The sequence below is a fragment of the Pseudomonas syringae genome, from assembly GCF_023278085.1.
GTDB lineage: Bacteria > Pseudomonadota > Gammaproteobacteria > Pseudomonadales > Pseudomonadaceae > Aquipseudomonas > Aquipseudomonas syringae_Q.
The window spans coordinates 2,018,266-2,038,583 of the sequence record NZ_CP066265.1 but is presented as its reverse complement, the minus strand read 5'-3'; the positions used below and the strand labels follow the sequence as shown (position 1 = coordinate 2,038,583).

Below are 20,318 nucleotides of genomic sequence, written 5' to 3'. Positions count from 1 at the left end.
CAGCATGAGTGCAAAAGTCTGGTTGGTAGGCGCAGGCCCCGGCGACCCGGAATTGTTGACCCTCAAGGCGGTGCGCGCCCTGCGTGAAGCCGACGTGGTGTTGATGGACGATCTGGTCAACCCCACAGTGCTTGAACACTGCCCCGCTGCACGAGTCATCGCCGTCGGTAAGCGCGGCGGCTGCCGCTCTACGCCACAAGCCTTCATTCATCGCCTGATGCTGCGCTACGTCCGTCAAGGCAAATGCGTGGTGCGCCTCAAAGGCGGCGACCCCTGCATATTCGGCCGTGCCGGCGAAGAGGCACAATGGCTGCAGGAACGCGGCGTTGCGGTGGAGCTGGTCAATGGCATCACTGCTGGCCTGGCCGGGGCAACCCAATGTGGCATTTCGCTGACTCTGCGCGGCGTCAGCCGTGGCGTAACACTGGTCACGGCTCACACTCAGGACGACAGCAGCCTCAACTGGCAGGCGCTTGCGCAAGGCGGCACGACACTGGTGGTGTATATGGGCGTGGCAAAGCTGGCAGAGATTCGCGAGAGCCTGCTGACGGGAGGCATGAGCGGCGAGATGCCGGTGGCGATGATCGAGAATGCTTCGTTGCCGTGGCAACGTGAATGCCGCAGCAATCTGAATGCCATGCAGCAGGACGCGGCGGCGTTCGAGCTGAAAAGCCCCGCCATTCTGGTGATAGGTGCAGTGGCTGCCTGCAGCAACGAGCTGTTGAATCAGACCCTTGCCGGCCACGTGCAGTTACAAACGGGCTGAGACTGCTGTACGCGTCGTGACTGCTCAAATCGCAGGCAAAGAAAAGCCCGGCCTAAGCCGGGCTTTTCAGTATAAGCGGGCTAATTACTTAGCTTGAGCTTCTACTTGTGCTTCTACGCGACGGTTAACTGCGCGGCCAGCGTCAGTTGCGTTATCAGCAACTGGGCGGGATTCGCCGTAACCAACCGAGTTTACGCGGCTAGCGCCAACACCGTACTGGTTAACCAGAACCTGTTTAACGGCGTTTGCACGACGCTCGGACAGTTTCTGGTTGTAAGCGTCAGGACCGACGGAGTCAGTGTGACCTTCAACAGTGGTGGTGGTGGATGGGTACTGCTGCATGAAGTCAGCGAGGTTCTTGATGTCGCCGTAGCTGTTAGGCTTGACAACAGACTTGTTGAAGTCGAACTTCACGTCCAGCTCAACACGAACCACTTCAGCAACTGCCGGGCAGCCATCAGCGTCAACAGTTACGTTGGCTGGGGTGTCTGGGCACTTGTCGACGTTGTCGCACACGCCGTCGTTGTCGCTGTCGGAGCACACTTCAGCTACTGGCGCTGGTGCTGCTTCTACTTTCTTGCTGCCGCCACCGAAGTTTACGCCGATACCGACGCTTGGAGCCCACTCGGTGTTGCCTTGGTCGATGTTGTACTGAGCTTCAACGCCTGCACGGGCATAGAAGTTGTCAGTGAAGTACAGCTTGGCGCCGCCGCCGATGTTGGCGAAGGTGGAACCGTCGCGGCCGCTGCGAGCGTCTTGACCGATGCTTTGATCGGAAAAACCAGCAGACAGGTAAGGACGCAGCATGTCGCCCGGGTTGTTGAAGTGGTACAGAGCGTCCAGAGCGGTATCAGCGCCCTTGATGTTCTTGCCGCTATCGCTACGAACGTTGTGAACTTCGTCGTAGCCCAGACGCAGTTCAACGTCGTCGGTCAGAAAGTAGCCAACGGAGCCGCCGAAGAGGTTGCCGTCGTTTTTGAAATTACGATCGCTATCGTAATACTCTTTCTTGGCGAAGCCTTCGATTTCGACTGCGCCTTGGCCTTGAGCCAGAGCGCCGAACGATGTTGCGGCAACAATAGTACCAATGGCCAAGCCCAAGGTGTTTTTCAGTTTCATCCGTTAAATCCCCATCTGATGATTATAAAGCAGTCCCACACAATGGGGACAACTCGTCGGCTAGTCTACCAGACCTTGCCAGTTCGTAAGAGATATTTGCACCGTATTAAGTTTCGGCGATTCCCGCAAATTTCTCTCGTAATTTATCTAAAGCCCGCTTGTAACGCATTTTCGTTGCGCTCAAGCCCATGTGCATGATGTCTGCAATCTCCTGGAATTCAAGTTCTGCTACAAATCGCAGGACCAGAATTTCCCGATCGATCGGGTTCACATACACAAGCCAGCGATCGAGTCCGCCCCGCTCTTCAGGTTTGGGCGTCTTGTCTTCCGACGCTTCCTCAAGTGGATCCAGACTCAATGCGTCCATCAAGCGACGCTTACGCCGTTCCTTCCGGTACTGCGTGATGCACTCATTGTAGGTGATGCTGTAAAGCCAGGTTTTAAATTTAGATTTACCTTCAAAATTTTTCAACCCGTACAACACCTTAAGCATCACCTCCTGACAGACATCGTCAGCGTCGCGATCGTTCCCTAAATAACGTGCACAGACGTTAAATAATGTTCTCTGGTACCGACGCATCAACTCTTCATACGCCCGTGTCACATTGAAAAGCTCAACATGGGCTCGCGCGACCAGCTCCTCATCAGAGAGCTCGCGTGGATCGTAGCGTGTCGAAAACGGTTGAGGTTTATTCAAAACAAATCTTGCCGACAGTCAGGTCAATGTCCGCCATGGCCTGTATCGGCAGCGTGGCGGCATAGATTAGCAGGTTAGCCAATTATCGGCTGCTTACTCTCTGTTCAAGAAGGATGCGGTTGGAAAACGAAACCAGCTCCCCTTCGTCTGTCAGCAATGTTGTCTTGACTGTGCCGATCTCTTCGATCTGCCCTTCCGTCTCGCCTATCTGTACCTGCTGGCCAACCTGAAACAGTTCGCGAACATAGATTCCGGCAATGATCTGCCCGGCAATTTCCCGACTGCCGAGGCCCAGGGCAAGCGCCACTGTCAGACCAACGGTAATCAAGGCAATCACAATAACGTGGTTAAGCAGGTCGGTCTTGACCTCAAGCTGGCTGATCGCGACCGAGATGCTGATGATTATGACAAGCCCCTGGGCAATTCGTCCCAAGCCTGCAGAATAATCTATTCCTACCCCTTCGGCAGCGCCGCGCACCAGCCCGTTGACCAGCTGCGCGAGCAATACACCGACCAGCAATACCAGTGCGGCACCAAATACTTTCGGTAAATACAGCGCCAGCATGTCCAGCGTAGCCGAGACTCGCTGTAAACCAAGCGATTCGGCTGCCGAAACGAGAAAGATCAACAGCACGAACCAGTAGACAATCTTGCCGATCAGCGTCGAGACCGGCACTTTCACACCGGCACGGCCGATGAGTTTGGTCAGGCCGGTGCCACTGACCAGTCGATCCAGCCCCAGCTTGGCGAGCAATTTGGACAACAGCGCGTCGAGCAGCTTGGCCACGACGAAACCCAGCAGCACCACGACAAGGGCGCCAAACAGGTTGGGAATGAAGTTGGCGACTTTGGTCCACAATGCCGTCATTGCAGCAAGCAGGCTCTGGGTCCAGAGATTCAATTCCATGCTCAATCAGCCTTATCGATAGAACGCGCACCGGTCACGGTACGACGAGAAACAGGAGAAACATGTGCCGAGCCGTTGTTCACGGCGATCATCAATGCCTCTGACCAACGACCCAGCAAGCCGAACAACACACCGGCACCGACCTGGCGGTTGGCGGTCTTCAGGACACGTCCCAGACATGCATCGTCATCCCGGCTGGAGGATGACGAATTGAGCATGTCGCGTAAAGATTCTTCAAACGGATCGTGCATCAGGCACCTCACGTAATGTCATTCAAAGACGCGACGCAAAAACAACAAGTCACACGGGCCTGGCAAAAAACACGTACAAGCGCCTGCTCATACCCACCGTAGACGCCTGAACAACCACCACTGCCCCGCGGCCAGGGCAACGATGAGCATGCATGCCACCAGAAAGCCATACGCACTGTCCGAGCCGGGGATACCGCCGACATTGATACCCAGCAGACCGGTGAGAAAACTCATCGGCAGGAAGATGCCGGTAATGATCCCGAAGCGGTACATGGTGCGGTTCATGTGCTCGCGCAGCCGCCGATCCTCGGACTCCAACAGCAGGCCGACCCGCTCACGAGTCAGTTCGAGCTCCTCAAGGTAACGGGTCAGACTGTTGTTCAGTTCGTTCCAGTAATCGGCGTCTTCATCAGCAAACCAGGACAATTTGATCCGGGAAAGCTGACCGTAAATATCCCGCTGCGGCCCGAGGAACCTGCGCAGGCCCGCTGCGCGACGGCGAATATGCAACAATTTGCCGTGTTCCGGATTGTACCGTTCGTCGGCATCGGTCTTTTCTTCCTCTTCATCGACGGACTCGGTGAGCTCGCCCACCAGATCCTGAACCTTGTCGGTGAGGTATTGCGCCAGATAAAGAATCAGCTCTGCTGCGTTTTTCGGGCCCTTGCCCTGCGCCAGCAGATCAATCAGCTCTTCAGTGGCCCGCAGCGGACGCAAACGCAGCGAGATAACCCGTTGTGCTGCGGCAAAGATGCGCACCGAGACCATGTCTTCCGGCTCGGCACCGGGGTTGAGGTTCACCCCGCGCAGAAACAACAGCAGTTCCTGATCCGGCAATGGCAGCAAGCGCGGCCGGGTGTTTTCCTCAAGCAGCAGATCGCAGGCAAATTCGCTCAGGCCACTGGCCGTACGCAGCCACGTGTGTGTCTGCGGATGGCTGCGATCCCAATGCAGCCACAGGCTTTCCTGCGGCTGTAACTGGAGTGCCTGCAATTCGGTTCGAGCAATGAAACGCGCCCCGCCTTTACCGTCCAAAACAAGGGCATGAACCAGCCCCCACTGCGCGTTTGCTTCATCGAACATGGATACGTCGCTTATTCCGGCATGGTCAAAGGAGAGGGAGAAATAATAACGCCATTGTTGTCGGCGTACAGGTACTCACCCGGGCGGAAGGTCACACCGCCAAAGGTCACGGGCAGATCCAGCTGCCCCACTCCGCGTTTTTCGGACCGTTTGGGATAACTGGCCAGTGCCTGAACGCCCAGATCGGTCTGGGCCAGCATGTCCACGTCGCGCACGCAGCCGTAGATCACCAGACCTTCCCAGCCGTTGTGTGCCGCCTTTTCAGCCAGCATGTCGCCCAGCAAGGCGCAGCGCAGCGAACCGCCACCATCGACCACCAGCACTTTGCCCTTGCCGTCGAGTTCAACCTGCTCCTTGACCAGCGAGTTGTCTTCAAAGCATTTGAGGGTAACGATCTGGCCGCCAAACGAATCACGTCCGCCAAAGTTGCTGAACATCGGCTCGACGACCTGCACCTGTTCCGGGTAGGCGTCGCACAGATCGGGGGTGATGTAATGCATAGGGGTAACTCCTGTCACTGGGGCGTAGAGGCATGGGGTCGCGAGCAGATTGAACCTGACCCGACACGACCGGCTGACACTAACCATAGCGACTTTAACCGCTAACTGCCCACTGCCGCCTGAAACTCTGCAACCTGTTCAGGAACAGACTGCTCACTCAGCCAGCCGAGTACCCGCGGCCAGACCTGCTGTTGCGCAGCTTTGCTGATCAGCATCTGCACATGATCAAAGTCATCGCTGAAACCGTGTTCGCGTCCCAGGCAGAGGAACTGCTTGTGCTGGTCACCCCCGATCTGATCGAACAGCATGCGGCAGGCCCACACCGGGTCCTGATGATCGCCAGCAGCGGCAACTGCCAGAACCGGCACTTGAACCGTTTTGAGCCCTTCCCACCAATTATTGTCGCGCTCGCCAAAACGACCGAGCAGGCCGTGCCAGCGCAGACTTTCGAGCACCAGGCCAATCGGCTCGTCTTCCGGCCCACGCTTGAAACGCGGCCCGGAGATATGCTCAAAGGACCTGAGCAGCAAACGGGCCGACCATTGCAGCGGCGGAATTTTCAGTGGCCAGTACGTGCGGCTGACCTGACTGCCGAACAGTGCCATCGAAGCTACCGTCTGCGGCCCCAGATACTGACCACCCAACGCAGCCGCCAAGGTAGTGCCGCCCAGAGAATGGCCGATCCAGTGCGGTATCCGAGCACTTTGCTCGATGACGAACGCAGCGATGGCGGGCAAGTCGAACCGGGCGTATTGCGCGACGCAATTGGCGCGGTAGTTCTGGTTGCGCGACGACAGGCCATGCCCGCGCATCTCCGGAATCCACACGTCGTAACCGGCGCGGGCCAGATACGCCCCCAGGCCAATGCCCTTGGGCGAATACCAGAAGCGCCGGTTGGAGAAGCTGCCGTGCAGCAGAATCACTGGAATACCGCGTACGTCGGGCTGATCGACCTGACCCAACCGGGTCACCACCAGCTCGACGCTCGGGTCAGGGCTGTTGGCAGGTTTGAGACGGTAAACGTCCTCGACCAGATCGCCACAACGTTCGGCACTGATCAAGGCAACGGGAAAAAGCTGGCTGCTGCTCTGCATATCACTCTTTATCTGGCTGGACAGACGGGATGAGGCACTGCATTGGGGCGCTTGCGTGGCACGCCATAAAAAAAGCGGCTTCCGAAGAAACCGCCTCTTTCAAACACCTGATCCCCATGACGGTTCAGGTCTGCTCTGCGTCACATCAGACAGGCGCCTGCGCCTCGGCCAGGAAGAACCAGGTCTCCAGAACCGAATCCGGGTTCAGTGAAACGCTCTCGATCCCCTGATCCATCAGCCAGCGCGCCAGATCCGGGTGATCGGAAGGCCCCTGACCGCAGATGCCGATGTACTTGCCGGCCTTGTTGCACGCCTGAATGGCGTTGGACAGCAACTTCTTGACCGCCGGGTTACGCTCGTCGAACAGATGAGCAATGACCCCGGAATCGCGGTCCAGACCAAGCGTCAACTGGGTGAGGTCGTTGGACCCGATCGAGAAACCGTCGAAGTATTCGAGAAACTCTTCCGCCAGAATCGCGTTGGACGGTAGTTCACACATCATGATGATGCGCAGGCCGTTCTCGCCACGCTTCAGGCCGTTGGCCGCCAGCAGGTCGATGACCTGGCTCGCCTCACCCAGCGTGCGCACGAACGGCACCATGATTTCGACGTTGGTCAGGCCCATCTCTTCCCGCACACGCTTGAGCGCACGGCATTCCAGCTCGAAGCAGTCGCGGAAGTTTTCGCTGATGTAGCGCGAAGCCCCCCTGAAGCCCAGCATCGGGTTTTCTTCTTCAGGCTCATACAGCTTGCCGCCGATCAGGTTGGCGTATTCGTTGGACTTGAAGTCCGAGAGGCGCACGATGACCTTTTTCGGTGTGAACGCGGCGGCCAGGGTGCTGATGCCTTCGACCAGTTTCTCGACATAGAAACCGACCGGGTCGTCATAACCGGCAATACGCTTATCAACGCTGTCCTTGATTTCCGGCGGCAGCAGCGAGTAGTTCAGCAGCGCCTTGGGGTGTACGCCGATCATGCGGTTGATGATGAACTCCAGACGCGCCAGGCCGACACCGGCGTTGGGCAACTGGGCGAAATCGAAAGCCCGGTCCGGGTTGCCGACGTTCATCATGATCTTGAACGGCAGATCAGGCATCGCATCGACCGAGTTGGTCTTGATGTCGAAACCCAGCTCGCCTTCAAAGATGTAACCGGTGTCCCCCTCGGCACAGGAGACCGTCACGCCCTGCCCGTCCTGCAACAGATGTGTGGCATTGCCACAGCCGACCACGGCCGGAATGCCCAGCTCGCGGGCGATGATCGCCGCGTGACAGGTACGACCGCCCCGGTTGGTGACGATGGCGCTGGCACGCTTCATGACCGGTTCCCAGTCCGGGTCGGTCATGTCCGAGACCAGTACATCGCCGGGCTGGACCTTGTCCATTTCGGACACGTCCTTGATGATCCGCACCTTGCCGGCACCGATGCGCTGGCCGATGGCGCGACCTTCGACCAGCACTTTGCCGGTCTCCTTGAGCAGATAACGTTCCATGACGTTCGCCGACGCGCGGCTCTTCACGGTTTCCGGACGCGCCTGCACGATGTACAGCTTGCCGTCGTCACCGTCCTTGGCCCACTCGATGTCCATCGGGCACTTGTAGTGCTTCTCGATGATCATCGCCTGTTTGGCCAGTTCGGAGACTTCGGCGTCGGTCAGACAGAAACGCGCACGGTCGGCAGGCTCGACGTCGATCACCTTGACCGACTTGCCCGCCGAGGCTTCTTCGCCGTAAATCATCTTGATCGCTTTGCTGCCCAGGTTACGGCGCAGAATCGCCGGACGGCCAGCGGCCAGCGTGTCTTTATGCACGTAGAACTCGTCCGGGTTGACCGCGCCCTGCACGACCGTTTCGCCCAGGCCGTAGGCACCAGTGATAAACACGACATCGCGGAAACCGGATTCGGTGTCCAGGGTGAACATCACGCCCGCCGTACCGGTTTCGGAGCGCACCATGCGCTGCACGCCTGCCGAGAGCGCCACCAGCTTGTGGTCGAACCCCTGATGCACACGGTAGGAAATCGCCCGGTCGTTGAACAGCGAAGCGAACACTTCCTTGGCGGCACGAATCACGTTTTCGACGCCGCGAATATTAAGGAATGTTTCCTGCTGACCGGCAAACGAGGCATCCGGCAAGTCTTCGGCAGTAGCGGAAGAACGCACGGCCACGGCCAGGTTCGGATTGCCTGCCGACAGCTCGGCAAATGCAGTGCGAATTTCAGCGTTGAGCTTCTCGGGGAACTCGGCTTCCATGATCCACTGACGGATCTGCGCGCCGGTGCGGGCCAGGGCATTGACGTCATCGACATCCAGTGCGTCCAGTGCCGCGTGGATCTGATCGTTCAGGCCGCTGAGTTCGAGGAAGTCACGATAAGCCTGGGCCGTAGTCGCGAAGCCACCGGGCACCGAGACACCAGCGCCTGCGAGGTTGCTGATCATCTCGCCGAGGGACGAGTTTTTGCCCCCCACATGCTCTACATCATGGACGCCGAGCTTATCGAGGGAAACTACGTACTCTACCAAGGTGATCTCTCCACTAACTGTGTTTGTTGTTGGGAAAAGCTCATGCACCCGAGGCGCGTGTAGAGTGGCCTCGGGCGTGTCGGGTCGGGCCAAAGCCTGAACCTGCAAAAAAGGTGCGCCTGCTGGCCCTCAGGGACGGCAGGCACGCCTATGATATCCAGAAATCGTCAACGGCTTAAGATCAGGGACAAAAATGAAACGATCTGCTTTCTTCATCTCCGACGGCACCGGCATCACCGCCGAAACCCTGGGGCAAAGCCTGTTGGCACAATTTGAAAACATTACCTTTAACAAGTTCACCAGGCCCTATATCGACAGCGTCGAGAAGGCGCGGGCGATGGTACAACAAATCAATAATGCCGCCGAGAAGGATGATGTGCGGCCGATCATCTTCGACACCATCGTCAACCAGGACATCCGCGAGATTCTGGCGACGTCCAACGGCTTCATGATCGATATCTTCTCGACCTTCCTCGCCCCGCTGGAGCAGGAGCTTAGTTCACACTCCTCGTATTCGGTGGGCAAGTCGCACTCCATCGGTCACAACTCCAACTATATGGAGCGGATCGAAGCAGTCAATTTTGCGCTGGACAACGACGACGGCGCGCGCACGCACTATTACGACAAGGCCGACATCATCCTGGTCGGCGTATCGCGCTGCGGCAAGACCCCGACCTGCCTGTACATGGCCATGCAATTCGGCATCCGGGCGGCCAACTACCCGCTGACCGAAGACGACATGGAGCGCCTGCAACTGCCCGCAGCGCTCAAGCAGCATCGCGACAAGCTGTTCGGCCTGACCATCGACCCGGATCGTCTTACCGCCATCCGCCACGAGCGCAAGCCCAACAGCCGCTACTCCAGCTACGCGCAGTGCGAATTCGAGGTGCGCGAGGTGGAAAGCCTGTTCCGCCGCGAGAACATCCCGCACATCAACTCGACGCATTTCTCGGTGGAAGAGATCTCCGCCAAGGTCCTCGTGGAGAAAGGAGTGGAGCGACGCTTCAAATAGGGATTTCAATCGTCCTGCGGCGGCACTCGCACCCAGCCTTCCATCAACACTCTGGCACTGCGGCTCATGATCGCCTTGGTGACTTTCCATTCGCCGCCCTCATGACGGGCCTCAGCACCCACGCGCAGCGTACCCGACGGGTGACCAAAGCGGACGGCGCTGCGTGCCTCGCCACCTGCAGCCAGATTCACCAGCGTTCCGGGAATGGCTGCCGCAGTGCCGATTGCCACTGCCGCAGTGCCCATCATCGCGTGGTGCAGCTTGCCCATCGACACGGCGCGAACCAGCAGGTCGATATTCTGTGCCGCGACTGGCTTGCCACTGGATGAGACGTAATCGGCCGGGCCAGCGACGAAGGCGACCTTGGGCGTGTGCTGCCGCGTGGCAGCCTCATCGATGCTGGAAATCAGGCCCATGCGCACCGCACCGTAGGCGCGGATGGCTTCCAGCCGGGCAAGCGCAAGCGGATCGCCATTGATGTCGCCCTGCAATTCAGTGCCGGCATAGCCGATATCGACCGCATTGACGAAGACAGTGGGGATGCCTGCGTTGATCAGGGTCGCCTTGAACGTGCCGACGCCGGGTACCTGCAAGTCATCCACCAGATTACCGGTGGGAAACATCGAGCCGGCTGCGCCCTCTTCATCCGCCGCAGGGTCAAGAAACTCAAGCTGCACCTCTGCCGCCGGGAAGGTCACGCCATCCAGTTCGAAACCACCGGTTTCCTGTACTTCACCGTTGCTGATCGGCACACGGGCAACGATGGTCTTGCCGATGTTGGCCTGCCAGATGCGCACGACGGCGATCCCGTCCTGCGGAACCCGGCCGGGATCGAGCAGATCACGGGCGATGGCAAAAGACCCCACGGCCGCCGACAGGTTGCCGCAATTGCCGCTCCAGTCGATGAAGGGCTTGTCGATGGACACCTGACCGAACAGGTAGTCGACATCGTGATCGGGCCTGCTGCTGCGCGACACGATCACGGTTTTGCTGGTGCTCGACGTTGCCCCGCCCATGCCGTCGATCTGCTTTTCATAGGGGTCGGGGCTGCCGATGACCCGCAGCAGCAATGCATCACGCGCAGGACCGGGCGTTTGTGCGGTTTCAGGCAGGTCAGTCAGCCTGAAAAACACACCCTTGCTGGTGCCGCCGCGCATGTACGTGGCAGGGATTCGGATTTGTGGTGCGTTAGCCATGAATTCGTTGTCCTGTTCGAAGAGCACGCTGAGCGCTCAAAATCGGACGCAGAGCGTCCAGAACTGCATGCCCACGCGGAGCATGGGCACGATAGTAGTTTCCGCACGCATATCGTTCCTCACGCTCCTGCGTGGGAATGCCTTGCGTGACGCTCCGCGTCACAAGCCTGTGCAGCGTCGCATGCTCAACAGTCAGCCAGTAGCTACGAAGCAGTAGCCTCCAGAAAGTCCTGAGCAAAGCGCTGCAACACGCCACCGGCTTCGTAGATCGAGAGTTCTTCGGCGGTGTCCAGGCGGCAGGTCACTGGCACTTCGACGCGCTCGCCGCTACGGCGCTGGATCACCAGCGTCAACGTCGCGCGCGGTGTGCGCGGGCCGATCACGTCGAAGGTCTCGCTGCCGTCAATGCCCAGGGTCAGGCGACTGGTTCCCGGTTTGAACTCCAGCGGTAATACACCCATGCCGACCAGATTGGTGCGGTGGATGCGCTCGAAACCTTCTGCTGCAATCGCTTCGACGCCCGCCAGCCTGACGCCCTTGGCCGCCCAATCGCGGGACGAGCCCTGACCGTAGTCGGCACCGGCAATGATGATCAGCGGCTGCTTGCGCGCCATGTAAGTCTCGATGGCTTCCCACATCCGAGTGACCACGCCTTCGGGCTCGATACGGGTCAGCGAGCCTTTTTTCACTTTGCCATCGACTACAGCCATTTCGTTGACCAGTTGCGGGTTGGCGAAGGTCGCCCGCTGGGCGGTCAGGTGATCGCCGCGGTGCGTAGCGTAGGAATTGAAATCCTCCTCCGGCAGGCCCATTTTCGCCAGGTATTCGCCCGCCGCGCTGTCGAGCATGATCGCGTTCGACGGCGACAGGTGATCGGTGGTGATGTTGTCCGGCAGCACCGCCAGCGGGCGCATGCCCTTGAGCGTGCGCTCGCCGGCCAGCGCGCCCTCCCAGTAGGGCGGACGACGGATGTAGGTGCTCATCGGACGCCAGTCATACAACGGCTCGACTTTTGGTCCGGTGTGCTCTTCGATGGCAAACATCGGGATGTAGACCTGACGGAACTGTTCCGGCTTGACCGACGCCTGCACCACTGCGTCGATCTCTTCGTCGCTGGGCCAGATGTCCTTGAGGCGGATTTCCTTGCCATCGGCAATACCCAGCACATCATTTTCAATGTCAAAACGAATGGTCCCGGCAATCGCGTAAGCCACTACCAGTGGCGGTGAGGCCAGAAAGGCCTGCTTGGCGTCAGGATGGATGCGCCCGTCGAAATTGCGGTTACCGGACAGGACTGCAGTGGCGTACAAATCACGGTCGATGATTTCCTGCTGGATCAACGGATCGAGCGATCCGGACATGCCGTTACAGGTGGTGCAGGCAAACGCCACCACACCGAAACCCAGTTGCTCCAGTTCGGACGTCAGCCCGGCGGCATCCAGGTACAGCGCCACGGTTTTCGAGCCAGGCGCCAGCGAAGATTTTACCCATGGCTTGCGGACGAGCCCCAGACGGTTGGCGTTACGCGCCAGCAGGCCTGCCGAAATCACGTTGCGCGGGTTGCTGGTGTTGGTGCAACTGGTGATCGCCGCGATGATCACCGCGCCATCGGGCATCTGCCCCGGCACCTCGTCCCATTTCCCGGCAATGCCTCTGGCCGCCAGGTCGGCAGTCGCCACCCGTGCGTGCGGGTTGGACGGCCCGGCCATGTTGCGCACCACGCTGGACAGATCGAAGCTCAGCACCCGCTCGTATTGCACCTCGGTCAGGCTGTCCGACCACAGGCCGGTGTGCCGGGCGTACAGCTCGACCAGCTTGACCTGCTCGTCTTCACGGCCGGTCAGGCGCAGGTAATCGATGGTTTGCGAGTCGATGGAAAACATCGCCGCTGTCGCGCCATATTCCGGCGCCATGTTGGAGATCGTCGCCCGGTCGCCCAAGGTCAGGCTGGACGCACCTGCGCCGTAGAATTCCAGATACGCACCAACCACCTTCTGCTGACGCAGGTATTCGGTCAGGGCCAGCACCACGTCAGTGGCGGTGATGCCGGGCTGGCGGCGGCCGGTCAGTTCGACGCCGATGATGTCCGGCAGGCGCATCCAGGAAGCACGGCCGAGCATCACGTTTTCAGCTTCAAGGCCACCGACACCAATGGCAATCACGCCAAGTGCGTCCACATGCGGGGTATGGCTGTCGGTGCCGACCAGCGTGTCCGGGAAGGCCACGCCATCGAGCACTTGCACCACTGGCGACATTTTCTCTAGGTTGATCTGGTGCATGATGCCGTTGCCCGGCGGGATCACTTCGACGTTTTTGAACGCCAGCTTGGTCCAGTCAATGAAGTGAAAACGATCCTCGTTGCGGCGATCCTCGATGGCACGGTTCTTTGCGAAAGCCTGCGGGTCGTTGCCGTCAGCCTCGACGGCCAGCGAGTGGTCGACAATCAACTGCACCGGCACCACCGGGTTGACCAGCGCCGGGTCGCCGCCCTGAGAAGCGATGGCATCGCGCAGCCCGGCGAGGTCTACCAGTGCGGTCTGGCCAAGAATGTCATGACACACGACCCGCGCCGGGAACCAAGGGAAGTCCAGATCGCGCCTGCGCTCGATTAGCTGCGTCAGCGAAGCCGTCAGGGTCGCCGGATCGCAGCGGCGCACGAGGTTTTCGGCCAGCACCCGCGAGGTATACGGCAACGTGGCATAGGCGCCGGGCTTGATCGCTTCGACCGCCGCATGTGCATCGAAATAATCCAGTCGGGTGCCGGGGAGCGGTTTGCGAAATTCACTGTTCATTGCGGGACTCGCTCACGGAATGTTCGGAACACGGGCGGGAAGCTCGTCAGCGGCTCCCCTGCCCCTTTTTTCAGCGCTGTTCGATGGGCACGAAGCGACGCTGCTCGACACCGATGTATTCGGCACTCGGACGGATAATGCGGTTGTTGGCACGCTGTTCGAAAACGTGGGCGGCCCAGCCTGTGAGTCGCGAGCAGACAAAAATCGGCGTGAACAGCTTGGTCGGGATGCCCATGAAATGGTAGGCCGATGCGTGATAGAAGTCGGCGTTGGGGAACAGCTTCTTCTGTTCCCACATGACTTTGTCGATGGCCTCGGAGACCGGGAACAGCACGCGATCACCCGCTTCAGCAGCGAGTTTTTTTGACCAGCCCTTGATGACCTCGTTGCGCGGGTCGGACTCTTTATAGATCGCGTGACCGAAGCCCATGATCTTTTCCTTGCGCTCCAGCATGCCCAGCGTACCTTGGGTCGCTTCGTCAGCCGACGCGAAACGCTGGATCATTTCCATCGCGGCCTCGTTGGCGCCGCCGTGCAGCGGACCGCGCAGGGTGCCAATGGCCGCCGTGACGCAGGAAAACAGGTCCGACAGGGTCGACGCGCAAACCCGCGCGGTAAAGGTCGAGGCGTTGAATTCGTGCTCGGCGTATAGAATCAGCGACACATCCATAACCTTGCGGTGCAACTCGCTAGGGCGCTTGTCCAGCAACAGGTGCAGAAAATGCCCGCCGATGGAGTCTTCGTTCGTGGTGCAGTCGATGCGCTTGCCGTCGTGGCTGAAGCGATACCAGTAACACATGATCGCCGGGAAGGCCGCGAGCAAGCGGTCGGTCGCGTCGCGCTGCTGATCAAAACTGCGCTCGGGCTCCAGCGTGCCGAGCATGGATGCACCGGTGCGCATCACATCCATCGGATGAGTGTCGGCGGGGATGCGCTCCAGCACTTCCTTCAAGGCCTGCGGCAGATCACGCAGGCCCTTGAGTTTTTCCATGTAAGCGGACAGTTGCGCTTGATCAGGCAGTTCGCCATACAGCAGCAGATAGGCGACTTCTTCGAACCGGGCCTCGGCAGCCAGCTCACGCACGTCATAGCCGCGATAGGTCAGCCCGGCTCCGGCCATGCCCACCGTCGACAGTGCCGTCTGCCCGGCAACCTGCCCGCGTAGCCCGGCACCGCTCAATACTTTTGCTTCAGCCATGGTGTTCTCCAATTTTGTTTTTGTGTAATGGAACGCGAAGCACAATAACGCTCGTGCCAATGCTCCGCGTTGGCATGCATCCCGTGACGCTCCGCGTCACAACTCTGTGCCGCGCCACGCGCTCAAGGTCGGACGCAGAGCGTCCAGAACTGCATTCCCACGCTGGAGCGTAGGAACGAGAGCGATTATGGTCTCAGCTCATCACCCCTTCTTCTGCGCAAACAACGCATCCAGTTTCTGTTCAAAGGTGTGGTAATCGATGGCGTCATACAGCTCCATGCGGGTCTGCATTGTGTCGACCACGTTTTTCTGGCTGCCGTCGCGACGGATCGCACCGTAGACGTTTTCCGCTGCCTTGTTCATGGCGCGGAATGCAGAAAGCGGATAGAGCACCAGCGACACGTCGGCTTCGCGCAGTTCGTCGACGGTAAACAGCGGCGTCGCACCAAACTCAGTGATATTGGCCAGAATCGGCACACCGGCGCGATTAGCGAACAGCTTGTACATCGCCAGCTCGGTGATCGCCTCAGGGAACACCATGTCCGCACCCGCTTCGATGCACGCCGCCGCGCGCTCCAGCGCCGATTCCAGACCTTCGACCGCCAGCGCATCGGTGCGCGCCATGATCACAAAGCTGTCATCGGTTCGCGCGTCGACGGCGGCCTTGATGCGGTCGACCATTTCCTGCTGCGAAACGATTTCCTTGTTCGGACGATGGCCGCAGCGCTTGGCGCCCACCTGATCTTCGATATGAATCGCCGCTGCGCCGGCCTTGATCATCGAACGCACGGTACGCGCCACATTGAATGCCGAGGAACCGAAGCCGGTGTCGACATCCACCAGCAGCGGCAAATCACACACATCCGTGATGCGCCGGACATCGATCAGCACATCCTCAAGACCGGTAATACCCAGATCCGGAATGCCCAATGAACCCGCGGCCACCCCGCCGCCAGACAGGTAAATAGCCTTGAACCCCGCCCGTCTGGCCAGCAGCGCATGATTGGCGTTGATCGCGCCGACCACCTGCAAGGGCTGTTCGCTGGCAACCGCATCGCGGAAGCGCTGGCCGGGAGTACTGTTGTTGTGACTCATTGCTCACCTCGGTCGGAAGTCGTCTGGGAAGCCGCCTGATAGTGGCGTTCGATGTTGCGTCTGGACGCACCGATATGGCGGCGCATCAACAATTCAGCCAGCTCGCCGTCACGCTCGGCAATGGCGTCGAGAATCCGGTGGTGTTCGGCAAAGGCCTGACGAGGCCGGTTGGGCGTGGTGGAAAACTGGATGCGGTACATGCGCACCAGTTGATAAAGCTCACCGCAGAGCATCTGGCTGAGGGTGCGGTTACCGCTACCCTGAATGATCCGGTAATGAAAATCGAAATCGCCTTCCTGCTGGTAATAGCCGATGCCCGCCTGAAACGCGGCGTCGCGCTCATGGGTGTCCAGTACGCTGCGCAGCTCATCTATTTCCGCCTGAGTCATGCGCTCGGCAGCCAGGCGACAGGCCATGCCTTCGAGGGATTCGCGAATTTCGTAGAGTTCGATCAGCTCGGCGTGGCTCAGCGCAACAACGCGGGCGCCGACATGTGGCACGCGAACCACCAGCCGCTGCCCTTCAAGACGATGAATCGCTTCGCGTAGCGGCCCGCGACTGATGCCGTAGGTGCGGGCCAGCTCCGGCTCGGAAATCTTGCTTCCGGGGGCTATTTCGCCTTTGACGATGGCCGACTGAATACGTCGAAAAACATTCTCGGACAGGGTTTCCGGGTCGTCTGCGGTTGTCGTTGCTTTCCCGACTATTTCCAACATTGTCGACACTCATTGAATGCATAGACGTGAATCTAGTCATAAACGGCTTTTCAGTCAAAGAAATATGATTGATTGTCGACAATCAACCGTTAACGCCTCGTTATTGCTCAGCGGCCAACCTGAACAGATGCACAGGTAGATAACTGGCACCTCCAAGGCTTCATGCTAGAATGCGCGTCGCGTCCGCGCAGCGCGCTCCTTGTTGGAGCCGACGCTTGCGAGTTGCCTGCCTCACTTTTCATCAGGCTCATCCCGCTTGCGCCCTGACCCTTAAGTTTTCTGCTCATCGCGCCAGGATTTATGAGACTGACTACCCTTCCCACTCTTTTCTGCTTTATGTTTTTGCCTGCCATGGCGCTGGCCGCCAGCAAGACGGTGTATGGCCTCAATGAATACGCCAGGCTCACCGACATCGACGTTGAAGTCCCCGCCAAGCTCGACACCGGTGCCAAGACCGCCTCGCTGAGCGCCCGCGATATCAAGCATTTCAAACGCAACGGTGAGAGCTGGGTGCGCTTTTATCTGGCCATCGACAGTAAGCATATTCACCCTATCGAACGACCGCTTGCCAGGGTCAGCAAAATCAAACGGCGCGCCGACGATCTCGATCCGGATGAAGAAAACAAATTCTCGTCACGCCCGGTGATAAGCCTGGCTATCTGCATGGGTGAAGTTTTACGCACCATAGAAGTGAACTTGACCGACCGAAGTGCATTCCAATACCCGCTTTTGATCGGCTCCGAAGCGTTGAAACGCTTTGATGCGCTGGTCGATCCAAGTCTTAAATACGCGGCAGGGAAGCCAGGCTGCGCTTCCGTCGCTCTAAACGCAGAGTAAATTCATGCGCGCTCTTACACTCCATCTGAAGATTCTGATCACGGTCCTGGTAACGCTGGGCATCGCGATCACGGCCTATCAGATACTGGCGCTCGGCATTCCGGTGACCGAAGACGAAACCGACGACCTGTGGAATATCGACGCCAAGGTCGAATTCGTCGCCAGCCCCAAGGACACGGTGAAAATCCAGATGTTCGTGCCGCCGCTGGCCCACGACTACATCAGCCTGAACGAGAGTTTCATCTCGAACAATTACGGGGTCAGCGTCAACCGCGCTGACGGCAACCGTCGCGTCACCTGGTCGACCCGCCGCGCCACCGGCAACCAGACACTGTATTACCGTCTGGTGCTGACCAAACGCTACAGCGGTGAAAAACCCAAGGTCAAAGGCCCGATCTTCCGCGACAGTCTGCCCGTTGGCGGGCCTGAAAAAATTGCCGCCGAAGCGCTGCTCGCGCCGATCCGCCAGCATTCAGCCGATGTCGAGACCTTCATCACCGAAGCGATCAAACGCGTCAACAACCTGAACGATGACAACGTCAAGCTGCTGATGGCCGGTGATACTTCTGCGGCCAGAAAAGACCAGATCACCGAACTGCTGCTGTCTATCGCCCATGTGCCGATGGAAAAAGCCCACACCATTCGCTTACAGGCCGAACAGCCGCAAACCCCGGAACTCTGGCTGCGCAGTTTCAATGGCAAGGAATGGCTGTATTTCAACCCTGACACGGGTGAAGCAGGTCTGCCGGAAGATCGGCTGCTGTGGTGGACCGGTGACGAAAATCTGGTAAACGCCGAGGGCGGCAAGAAGGTGCAGGTCACGTTCAGCCTGAACAACAGTGAAATGAACGCCATGCGCCTGGCCAAACTCACGGATGCCAGCACTGACTCGGATTTCCTGGCCTATTCGCTGTATGGCTTGCCGCTGCAGACCCAGCAGACCTTCATGATCATGGTCATGATTCCGATCGGCGTGCTGGTCATTCTGATCCTGCGCAACCTGATCGGCTTGCAGACCCTAGGCACCTTTACTCCGGTGCTGATCGCCTTGGCGTTCCGCGAGACGCAACTGGGTTTCGGTATCGTGCTGTTCACCGTAATCACTGCGCTGGGGCTATCACTGAGGTCTTATCTGGAACATCTGAAATTGCAGATGTTGCCGCGTTTGTCGGTAGTGCTGACGTTTGTTGTGGTGCTGATTGCCGCTATCAGCCTGTTCAGCCATAAGCTCGGGCTGGAGCGAGGCCTTTCGGTGGCGCTGTTCCCGATGGTGATTCTGACCATGACCATCGAGCGCCTGTCGATCACCTGGGAAGAACGCGGCGGCAGTCATGCCATGAAAGTCGCCATCGGCACGCTGTTCGCGGCATCCCTGGCGCACTTGATCATGAGCGTGCCGGAGCTGACCTACTTCGTCTTCACCTTCCCGGCGGTGCTGCTGGTGCTGGTGGGCTTCATGCTGGCGATGGGCAGATACCGTGGCTACCGCCTGACCGAACTGATGCGCTTCAAGGCCTTCCTCAAGGATGAGCCGAAGTGATTGGCTGGTGGAAAACCTGGAAGGCGCTGGAAGCCCGCGGCATCATGGGCATCAACCGGCGCAACGCCGATTACGTGCTCAAGTACAACAAGCGCAGCCTGTATCCGATTGTCGATGACAAGATCATCACCAAGGAACGGGCCATCGCGGCAGGCATTCATGTGCCGGAAATGTATGGCGTGATTGCCACCGAGAAAGAAATCGACAACCTCGACGAGATCATCGGCGGGCGCAGCGATTTCGTGATCAAGCCCGCGCAAGGCGCAGGTGGCGACGGCATTCTGGTGATCGCCGACCGCTTCGAAAACCGCTATCGCACTATTTCCGGGCGGATCATCAGCCACTCGGAAATCGAGCATCAGATCTCCAGCATTCTTACCGGCCTGTATTCACTGGGCGGTCACCGTGACCGAGCGCTGATCGAATACCGCGTCACGCCCGACCAGATTTTCAAGAGCATCAGCTACGAAGGTGTGCCGGACATTCGCATCATCGTACTGATGGGCTACCCGGTGATGGCCATGCTGCGCCTGCCGACCCGCCAGTCCGGCGGCAAGGCCAACCTGCACCAGGGCGCCATCGGCGTTGGCGTTGACCTGGCCACCGGCATCACCCTCAAGGGCACCTGGCTCAACAGCATCATCACCAAACACCCCGACACCACCAACGCCGTTGACGGCGTACAGCTGCCCAACTGGGACGGCTTCATGAAGCTCGCGGCCGAATGCTACGAGCTGTGCGGCCTGGGTTACATCGGCGTCGACATGGTCCTGGACCAAGAAAAAGGCCCGCTGATCCTGGAACTCAACGCCCGCCCCGGCCTGAACATCCAGATCGCCAACGACTGCGGGTTGACGCATAGGACACAGGCGGTGGAAGCGCGGCTCGAGCAGTTGGCACTGGAAGGCACCATGGAGACGCCCGAGCGGCGGGTCCGGTTTGTACAGGAGGTATTTGGGCATGTAGCGGGATAGACTCCAGCTTATGTCCAGAT

The 20,318-nt window shown here is 59.1% G+C and carries 18 protein-coding genes; 5 read left to right on the top strand and 13 right to left on the bottom strand.

What is annotated here, in order from left to right; all coding sequences use genetic code 11:
* The first annotated feature begins 4 nt into the window (after positions 1 to 4).
* Entirely contained in the window at positions 5 to 766 is a 762-nt protein-coding gene (cobA, locus tag I9H07_RS09130; protein ID WP_236425555.1) for a uroporphyrinogen-III C-methyltransferase, read from the top strand.
* Positions 767 to 850: 84 nt separating this feature from the next.
* Here cobA and I9H07_RS09125 read toward each other — a convergent pair whose 3' ends face one another.
* From I9H07_RS09125 to ppsA, 8 genes are all read right to left on the bottom strand, one after another.
* Positions 851 to 1,885, bottom strand: coding sequence for an OmpA family protein (locus I9H07_RS09125; protein ID WP_024673679.1), 1,035 nt, complete (start codon positions 1,883 to 1,885; stop codon positions 851 to 853).
* Positions 1,886 to 1,991: 106 nt separating this feature from the next.
* Positions 1,992 to 2,582: an RNA polymerase sigma factor SigX gene (gene sigX / locus I9H07_RS09120; protein WP_007249920.1), complete on the bottom strand. Its 591-nt coding sequence runs from the start codon at positions 2,580 to 2,582 to the stop codon at positions 1,992 to 1,994.
* Between the two features lie 82 nt (positions 2,583 to 2,664).
* Positions 2,665 to 3,489: a mechanosensitive ion channel family protein gene (locus I9H07_RS09115; RefSeq protein ID WP_024644914.1), complete on the bottom strand. Its 825-nt coding sequence runs from the start codon at positions 3,487 to 3,489 to the stop codon at positions 2,665 to 2,667.
* 2 nt (positions 3,490 to 3,491) lie between these two features.
* Positions 3,492 to 3,740, bottom strand: coding sequence for a hypothetical protein (locus I9H07_RS09110; RefSeq protein ID WP_024673680.1), 249 nt, complete (start codon positions 3,738 to 3,740; stop codon positions 3,492 to 3,494).
* An 87-nt stretch (positions 3,741 to 3,827) separates the two neighbouring features.
* Positions 3,828 to 4,823 (bottom strand): zinc transporter ZntB, encoded by a 996-nt coding sequence (locus I9H07_RS09105; RefSeq protein ID WP_024673681.1) that lies wholly within the window; start codon positions 4,821 to 4,823, stop codon positions 3,828 to 3,830.
* 11 nt (positions 4,824 to 4,834) lie between these two features.
* Positions 4,835 to 5,323, bottom strand: a complete 489-nt coding sequence (gene rraA, locus I9H07_RS09100) for a ribonuclease E activity regulator RraA (RefSeq protein ID WP_236425554.1) — start codon at positions 5,321 to 5,323, stop codon at positions 4,835 to 4,837.
* A 101-nt stretch (positions 5,324 to 5,424) separates the two neighbouring features.
* Positions 5,425 to 6,417: an alpha/beta fold hydrolase gene (locus I9H07_RS09095; protein ID WP_236425553.1), complete on the bottom strand. Its 993-nt coding sequence runs from the start codon at positions 6,415 to 6,417 to the stop codon at positions 5,425 to 5,427.
* Between the two features lie 145 nt (positions 6,418 to 6,562).
* Positions 6,563 to 8,938 carry a phosphoenolpyruvate synthase gene (gene ppsA, locus I9H07_RS09090; RefSeq protein ID WP_024644919.1) on the bottom strand — a complete coding sequence of 792 codons (2,376 nt, stop codon included), beginning with the start codon at positions 8,936 to 8,938 and terminating at the stop codon, positions 6,563 to 6,565.
* A 193-nt stretch (positions 8,939 to 9,131) separates the two neighbouring features.
* Between ppsA and ppsR the strand changes: the two genes are divergently transcribed.
* Entirely contained in the window at positions 9,132 to 9,950 is an 819-nt protein-coding gene (ppsR, locus tag I9H07_RS09085; protein WP_024673685.1) for a posphoenolpyruvate synthetase regulatory kinase/phosphorylase PpsR, read from the top strand.
* A gap of 5 nt (positions 9,951 to 9,955) precedes the next feature.
* On the opposite strand, the gene prpF is transcribed toward ppsR, so the two are convergent.
* From prpF to I9H07_RS09060, 5 genes are all read right to left on the bottom strand, one after another.
* On the bottom strand, positions 9,956 to 11,146 hold the full coding sequence (gene prpF / locus I9H07_RS09080; protein WP_236425572.1) for a 2-methylaconitate cis-trans isomerase PrpF: 1,191 nt from the start codon (positions 11,144 to 11,146) through the stop codon (positions 9,956 to 9,958).
* 203 nt (positions 11,147 to 11,349) lie between these two features.
* Positions 11,350 to 13,938, bottom strand: a complete 2,589-nt coding sequence (acnD, locus tag I9H07_RS09075) for a Fe/S-dependent 2-methylisocitrate dehydratase AcnD (RefSeq protein ID WP_236425571.1) — start codon at positions 13,936 to 13,938, stop codon at positions 11,350 to 11,352.
* Positions 13,939 to 14,008: 70 nt separating this feature from the next.
* Positions 14,009 to 15,136 carry a bifunctional 2-methylcitrate synthase/citrate synthase gene (prpC, locus tag I9H07_RS09070; protein WP_024673688.1) on the bottom strand — a complete coding sequence of 376 codons (1,128 nt, stop codon included), beginning with the start codon at positions 15,134 to 15,136 and terminating at the stop codon, positions 14,009 to 14,011.
* A gap of 201 nt (positions 15,137 to 15,337) precedes the next feature.
* Positions 15,338 to 16,231 (bottom strand): methylisocitrate lyase, encoded by an 894-nt coding sequence (prpB, locus tag I9H07_RS09065; RefSeq protein ID WP_024672832.1) that lies wholly within the window; start codon positions 16,229 to 16,231, stop codon positions 15,338 to 15,340.
* The gene (locus I9H07_RS09060; RefSeq protein WP_024672831.1) at positions 16,228 to 16,947 is read right to left on the bottom strand and encodes a GntR family transcriptional regulator; all 720 of its coding nucleotides are present in this window, start codon (positions 16,945 to 16,947) and stop codon (positions 16,228 to 16,230) included. The genes prpB and I9H07_RS09060 overlap by 4 nt, the downstream gene beginning before the upstream one ends.
* A 300-nt stretch (positions 16,948 to 17,247) precedes the next feature.
* On the opposite strand from I9H07_RS09060, the gene I9H07_RS09055 reads away from it, so the two are divergent.
* From I9H07_RS09055 to I9H07_RS09045, 3 genes are read left to right on the top strand one after another with little or no spacing between them, the layout of a single operon-like run.
* Positions 17,248 to 17,784, top strand: a complete 537-nt coding sequence (locus tag I9H07_RS09055; RefSeq protein WP_024672830.1) for an ATP-dependent zinc protease family protein — start codon at positions 17,248 to 17,250, stop codon at positions 17,782 to 17,784.
* Positions 17,785 to 17,788: 4 nt separating this feature from the next.
* Positions 17,789 to 19,324: an inactive transglutaminase family protein gene (locus I9H07_RS09050; RefSeq protein ID WP_236534014.1), complete on the top strand. Its 1,536-nt coding sequence runs from the start codon at positions 17,789 to 17,791 to the stop codon at positions 19,322 to 19,324.
* Complete coding sequence (locus I9H07_RS09045) at positions 19,324 to 20,298, top strand: alpha-L-glutamate ligase-like protein (RefSeq protein ID WP_161632856.1); 975 nt, start codon at positions 19,324 to 19,326, stop codon at positions 20,296 to 20,298. The genes I9H07_RS09050 and I9H07_RS09045 overlap by 1 nt, the downstream gene beginning before the upstream one ends.
* The last annotated feature ends 20 nt before the right edge of the window (positions 20,299 to 20,318 follow it).

Coding starts and splice junctions, on each gene's coding strand:
- prpF (WP_236425572.1), bottom strand. CDS start 11,146: ATGGCTAACGCACCACAAATCCGAATCCCTGCCACGTACATGCGCGGC.
- acnD (WP_236425571.1), bottom strand. CDS start 13,938: ATGAACAGTGAATTTCGCAAACCGCTCCCCGGCACCCGACTGGATTAT.
- I9H07_RS09110 (WP_024673680.1), bottom strand. CDS start 3,740: ATGCACGATCCGTTTGAAGAATCTTTACGCGACATGCTCAATTCGTCA.
- rraA (WP_236425554.1), bottom strand. CDS start 5,323: ATGCATTACATCACCCCCGATCTGTGCGACGCCTACCCGGAACAGGTG.
- I9H07_RS09050 (WP_236534014.1), top strand. CDS start 17,789: ATGCGCGCTCTTACACTCCATCTGAAGATTCTGATCACGGTCCTGGTA.
- I9H07_RS09105 (WP_024673681.1), bottom strand. CDS start 4,823: ATGTTCGATGAAGCAAACGCGCAGTGGGGGCTGGTTCATGCCCTTGTT.
- prpC (WP_024673688.1), bottom strand. CDS start 15,136: ATGGCTGAAGCAAAAGTATTGAGCGGTGCCGGGCTACGCGGGCAGGTT.
- I9H07_RS09095 (WP_236425553.1), bottom strand. CDS start 6,417: ATGCAGAGCAGCAGCCAGCTTTTTCCCGTTGCCTTGATCAGTGCCGAA.
- ppsR (WP_024673685.1), top strand. CDS start 9,132: ATGAAACGATCTGCTTTCTTCATCTCCGACGGCACCGGCATCACCGCC.
- I9H07_RS09125 (WP_024673679.1), bottom strand. CDS start 1,885: ATGAAACTGAAAAACACCTTGGGCTTGGCCATTGGTACTATTGTTGCC.
- cobA (WP_236425555.1), top strand. CDS start 5: ATGAGTGCAAAAGTCTGGTTGGTAGGCGCAGGCCCCGGCGACCCGGAA.
- prpB (WP_024672832.1), bottom strand. CDS start 16,231: ATGAGTCACAACAACAGTACTCCCGGCCAGCGCTTCCGCGATGCGGTT.
- I9H07_RS09115 (WP_024644914.1), bottom strand. CDS start 3,489: ATGGAATTGAATCTCTGGACCCAGAGCCTGCTTGCTGCAATGACGGCA.
- I9H07_RS09055 (WP_024672830.1), top strand. CDS start 17,248: ATGAGACTGACTACCCTTCCCACTCTTTTCTGCTTTATGTTTTTGCCT.
- I9H07_RS09060 (WP_024672831.1), bottom strand. CDS start 16,947: ATGTTGGAAATAGTCGGGAAAGCAACGACAACCGCAGACGACCCGGAA.